At 60.4% G+C, this 5,714-nt stretch carries 5 protein-coding genes; all 5 read right to left on the reverse strand.

Annotated features, from left to right (window positions below; genetic code table 11):
* On the reverse strand, nucleotides 1-1,260 hold a 1,260-nt coding region (locus Q0341_RS11575; RefSeq protein WP_299513422.1), incomplete at its 3' end, for a DsbA family protein.
* A gap of 414 nt (nucleotides 1,261-1,674) precedes the next feature.
* Entirely contained in the window at nucleotides 1,675-3,729 is a 2,055-nt protein-coding gene (locus Q0341_RS11580) for a M3 family metallopeptidase (protein WP_299513424.1), read from the reverse strand.
* 36 nt (nucleotides 3,730-3,765) lie between these two features.
* Nucleotides 3,766-4,617 (reverse strand): bifunctional methylenetetrahydrofolate dehydrogenase/methenyltetrahydrofolate cyclohydrolase FolD, encoded by an 852-nt coding sequence (folD, locus tag Q0341_RS11585; RefSeq protein WP_299513426.1) that lies wholly within the window; start codon nucleotides 4,615-4,617, stop codon nucleotides 3,766-3,768.
* 76 nt (nucleotides 4,618-4,693) lie between these two features.
* Nucleotides 4,694-5,320, reverse strand: a complete 627-nt coding sequence (locus Q0341_RS11590; RefSeq protein ID WP_299513428.1) for a response regulator transcription factor — start codon at nucleotides 5,318-5,320, stop codon at nucleotides 4,694-4,696.
* Nucleotides 5,317-5,714, reverse strand: a 398-nt coding sequence (locus tag Q0341_RS11595; protein WP_299513431.1) for an ATP-binding protein, incomplete at its 5' end; no start/stop codon positions are given. The genes Q0341_RS11595 and Q0341_RS11590, both read right to left, overlap by 4 nt.

Consider the following 5,714-nt stretch of genomic DNA (forward strand, 5'->3'; position numbering starts at 1 on the left):
CTGGTTTTGCGGAATTGAATTCAACTGTCCAAAGCAGTGGGATGAGTTGACAGCCACAGCCGATCCTTTGGTACGGTTGGCTTCGGCCGTTTGTCGCCAGGTTTCTTCTTGAAGGGCTTTTTGTACATCTGGCCAGGAAAGGCCAGCCCGTTCGGCGATGCGCTTGAGGCCTCGGTCACTGCCTGCATCGATGCCTTCGGCCCAAACCCCGCGCATAAACGAGAGGACATAGGCCTGCCCCTGACCCGATCGCTCGGCCAGGGGCATCAGCGCCAGGCCGCGTTCGACGGGGCGACCCACGGGGTCGTTGATCCGGCCATAAGCGACGCCACGCAGATGCGCCTCGCGTGCCGCATCCAAACTGATGTATCGGCGTTTTTCGCTGGGCACTGGCAAACCCCGCATCACCATGGGCAACACATACCGCAGGCGTACAGGAGCGCCCGTCAGGCGTCCGAGTCCGAACACCCGCTCGGCCACGATGGCGGAGTAGGGGCTGCGCAAGGAGAAAAAGAAATCAATCGGCGAAGGGTAGGCCAAGTTCACAGGTTGGGTCAGATCGGCGTCCAAGGGGAAAAGGAATCCCGACACGCCTGGCCGCTGCGCCCCGATATCCTGTAGCCGCTGTTCCAAGTGGTGAAGGCGGTCGATGCCCCAATACCATTCGCCGGCGTAATAAAGTGTTGCGCCCAGGTAGTGGCCTAGGCGTTGCCGCAAGGTGTTGGCGGCTGCCAGATGCGCCATTGTTTGACTTGGGCTGGCTTCGGGCCATGCCGCTTCGGGGTGTTTTGGGTTGTCGTGCGCGGCGGTGTTTTGCCAAAGCGCAGCCGACAGGTTCTCGGCCGCCTCAACAAAGTGGCCTTGCTCAGCGGCTGCCACCAGCATTCGGGTGGCACGCTCATGCGCCTGCTGGGCAGGCTGCTCGCCTGGGTCGGTGAAGTTCAGGGCATGGCGTTGTGCCAGGCGTTGTGCGTCTGCGCGGCTGTAGGCCACCAAGCGCGCGCGGTCTGGGGCGGCCGATTCGGGGGGTGGGCCCACCACATGCGCGCTCAGCTCGATGTCGTAACGCGCCAGCAAAGACGCCAGAAGAGAAGCCAACAGCGCGCTGTAGGGGTCATCGACCTGGTGGAAGTAGTGGAGGCGGTGGGGCTCACCTTGGGCTTGGCGCGTTCGTTCCGCCTTGGCGCGGGCCTTGAGCAGCCGATCGCGCGACATCAAGCGGGAAGACACCATCGGCATCAACAGGCTTTTGATCGACATTGGGTACCTCTTGGTGTTTGGTGGAACACGCGCTGTGCGCAGACCCCTGCCGGGTGGTGACTGCTGAGTGTGGTGTGGATCGGCATGGTGGTTATTGGCCGCCGACCGTAGCCCTGGCCAACAAGGGCGATGCCGCCAAAATCGGCCCCCATTGCGTCATGACGCGCTCGCTTTCAGTGTGGAGACAGGTGGCCTCATCTTGATGTTAAGGGGGCGTTAGGTGTCTCTGGATTTAAAATGACACTATAACTGCCACAACCTAACGCCGTCAACACATTCGCGGCCCGTTTGGCCTAGGGTTTTCTAGCGTGTTCTGCTGACCCATCCTGTCAAGTTCAGGCGGCCAAACCCGAGATGCGCTGGGTTGGCGCGCATGCAAACAAGAGGCCGAATGCGGCCTCTTGAGGTGGGCGTTCAAGAGGCCCTTGGCCCGGTTTCCACCATGCCTTGGTGGCGCAGCAGCGCATCCAGATTCGGCTCTCTCCCCCGGAAGGCTTTGAACGATTCGAGCGCAGGTCGGCTGCCGCCCGCTTCCAAAATCGCTTGGCGGTAAAGGCGTCCAGTTTCTACGCTGGGCGTGCCGTCTTCGGCGGCGGTTTCTTCAAACGCTGCATAAGCGTCAGCGCTCAGCACTTCGGCCCATTTGTAGCTGTAATAACCGGCCGCGTAACCGCCTGCAAAGATGTGGCTGAAGGTGTGGGCCATGCGGTTGAAGGCAGGGGGACGCATGACGCCCACCTCTTCGCGCACTTGGGCCAGCAGCGGCATGAAGTCTTGCGCTGGGTCGTGCTCAGAGTGCACCAGCATGTCGAACAGCGAAAACTCGATCTGGCGCAGCGTTTGCAGGCCGCTTTGGAAGTTTTTGGCGGCCAGCATCTTGTCGAACAGCGCACGGGGCAGGGGCTCGCCAGTTTCCACATGGGCGGTCATGTGGCGCAGCACCGACCATTCCCAACAGAAGTTTTCCATGAACTGGCTGGGCAATTCCACCGCGTCCCATTCCACACCGCTGATGCCCGAGACATCGCGCTCATTCACTTGCGTGAGCATGTGGTGCAGACCGTGGCCAAACTCGTGGAAGAGGGTGATCACGTCGTCGTGCGTGAGCAAAGCGGGCTGGCCGTTCACGCCGTCGGCAAAGTTGCACACCAAATGCGCCACGGGCGTTTGCAGCACGCCGGTGTCGGGGCGTTGCCAGCGGCCACGCACATCGTCCATCCAGGCACCGCCGCGCTTGCCGGTGCGGGCTGGAGGGTCCAGATAAAACTGACCGACCAATTGGCCTTCGCGTTCGATGCGGTAAAAGCCCACGGCCGAGTGCCAGACGGGCGCTTGGTCGGTGCGGATGTTCACTTCGAACAGGGTTTCGATGATTTTGAACAACCCGGCCAACACTTTGGGGGCGGTGAAGTACTGCTTGACCTCTTGCTCGCTGAAGCTGTAGCGCGCTTCCTTGAGTTTTTCGCTCAGGTAGGGCACGTCCCAGGCGTTCAATGGGCCGGTGATGCCCAGCGCGTTGGCCGCAAACTCGCGCAAGTCGGCCAGGTCTTTTTCAGCAAAGGGGCGTGCTTTGGCTGCCAGGTCGCGCAAGAAGGTGGTGACTTTTTCCGGTGACTCGGCCATTTTGGGCACGACCGACACTTGGGCGTAGTTGTCATAGCCCAGCAGGCGGGCTTCTTCTTGGCGCAGCGCCAAGATTTCCTGCATCAAGGCGGTGTTGTCGAATTGCTTGGCGTCATCTGGGGCTTGGTCCGAGGCGCGGGTGACGTGGGCTTTGTAAAGCTGCTCGCGCAGTGCGCCGCTGTCGGCGAACTGCATCACGGGCAGGTAGACCGGCATTTTCAGGCTCAGGCGGTGGCCCTCTTTGCCTTCTTTTTGCGCGGCATCGCGGGTGGCTTGCACCACATCGGCAGGCACGCCTTTCAATTGGTCTTCACTCACGTACAAGGCAAATTTTTCGGTGGCGTCCAGCGTGTTTTCACTGAATTTTTGCGTGATTTCGGCCAAGCGTTCCTGGATGGCGGCATAGCGCTCTTTGGCCGCACCTTGCAGTTCTGCGCCGCCCAGCACAAAGGCACGCAGCGCGTTTTTCTGGGCTTGTTTTTGTTCGGTGTTGAGGCTGGCCGCATCAATGGCTTTGTATTTGGCGTACAGGCGCTCGTCGCTGCCCAAGCGCGTCCAGAACTCGGTCACGCGGGGCAGGGCGGCGTTGTAGGCGGCGCGCAATTCGGGGGTGTCGGCCACGCTGTTGAGGTGACTGACCGCACCCCAGGCCATGCCCAGCCGCTCGGTGCTCACGTCCAGGGTCTGGGCAATGGCTTTCCAGTCGGACGGGAAGTCGGCGGCGGTCACGGTGTCTAGGGCTTTTTCGGCGGCGGCCAGCAGTTCGTCCAAAGCCGGGGCCACATGCTCGGGGGCAATGCGGTCAAACAAAGGCAGGCCAGAGGTGTCGAGCAAGGGGTTGGTCATAGGGCTTCCAAATCGGGGTTCATTCTTTACTTTGTATCACTTGGAGGCGCGTTCGGCGGCTTCAAGGGTATTGACCAGCAGCATGGTGATGGTCATGGGGCCGACGCCGCCGGGCACCGGGGTGATGTAGCCCGCGACTTGTTTGACGCCATCAAAATCCACGTCACCGCACAGCTTGCCTTCGTCGTTGCGGTTCATGCCCACATCCAGCACCACCGCGCCGGGTTTGACCATGTCAGCCGTCAGTACATTGCGCTTGCCTACGGCGGCCACGATCACGTCGGCTTGCAGGGTCATGGCTTTCAAGTCGGGGGTGGCGCTGTGGCAAATCGTCACAGTGGCGTTCTTTTGCAAAAGCATCAGCGCCATGGGCTTGCCCACAATGTTGCTGCGGCCAATGACCACGGCGTGTTTGCCGCGCAGGTCGTAACCAATGCTTTCCAACATCTTCATGCAGCCATAGGGCGTGCAGGGCCAAAAACCGGGCATGCCAGTCATCAATGCCCCGGCGCTGGCGATGTGAAAACCGTCCACATCTTTGCTGGGGCTGATGGCTTCGATCACCTTTTGTGCGTCGATGTGGGCCGGCAGGGGCAGCTGCACCAAGATGCCGTGGATGGCCGGGTCGTTGTTGAGTGCCTCCACGCGGGCCAGCAAGTCGGCTTCGGACAGGCTGGCTTCGTACTTTTCCAGCACAGAGTGAAGGCCGCTGTCTTCGCAGGCCTTGACTTTGTTGCGCACATACACCTGGCTGGCGGGGTTATCGCCCACCAGCACCACAGCCAAGCCGGGCGTGATGCCCTTGGCCTTCAAGGCTTGGGCGCGCCCGGCCACTTCGGTGCGCAGTTGTTTGGACAAGGCATTGCCATCGATGGTGTGTGCGGTCATGTGTGTGAACTCGATCAGGTGTTGAAAAATGCAAAACGCCCGACGGGTGCGGGCGTTTGCTGGAGGCGTTGTGGGCTCAGGCCTTGGGTGCGTTTTGTCCCAGCGCGATCTTAAGCAGGTCGGCCACCGTGTTGGCGTTGAGCTTTTCCATGATGTTGGCGCGGTGCGCCTCCACCGTCTTGATGCTGATGCTCAAATCGTCGGCGATTTGCTTGTTCAAGCGACCGGCGACGATGCGCTCGAGCACCTGGGCTTCGCGGCCCGTGAGCTTGGACAACAATGCGTCGCGGCTGGCCGCTTGCTGGTAATCGGCAAAAGCGTCGCGGGCCTCATCAAGCATGCGCTCGACCAAGCCCAGCAGTTCTTCTTCTTTGAAGGGTTTTTGGATGAAATCCATGGCCCCTTTTTTCATGGTGTTCACTGCCATGGGCACGTCGCCGTGGCCGGTGATGAAAACGATGGGCAGGGGGGATTTGCGCTCAATCAGGCGGTCTTGCAGTTCCAGTCCGGTCATGCCGCCCATGCGGATGTCCGCGATCAGGCAGGCCACTTCTCGGGGGTCATAGCGGCTGATGAAAGATTCTGCGCTGTCGAAACAACGCACCCGGTAGTCCTTGCCTTCCAGTAGCCATTGCAAGGAGTCGCGCACGGCTTCGTCGTCGTCGACAACATAAACCGTGCATTTTTTGGGGATCAAACTCATTCATTTACCTCAGTGGCTTGTTGTGTGGTCGAAGCGGCTTCGACCGGTATCCAGAAGGAGAAACGACATCCTGTCACCTCGCCGGCATTGTAGAGGTTCTCGGCAGTGATCCTGCCCTGGTGCGATTCGATGATGCTGCGGCACAAATTCAGGCCAATGCCCATGCCCTCGACCTTGGTCGAGAAAAAGGCTTCGTAAACCCGCTCAATGTCTTCTGGCGGCAGACCTTTCCCGGTGTCGCTGACCGAAAACTCCACCACGGCTTGTTGATCGATTTGCTTGGGCACGATGCGCAATTCGACTTGCCGTTGGTCGGCTGGGCGCTGGGCGTTGTCAATCGATTCGGCGGCGTTTTTCATGAGGTTGATCAGCACCTGCTCGATCAGGATCGGGT

Origin of the sequence: uncultured Limnohabitans sp. (assembly GCF_937889215.1) — a bacterium.
Classification (GTDB): Bacteria; Pseudomonadota; Gammaproteobacteria; order Burkholderiales; family Burkholderiaceae_C; genus Limnohabitans_A.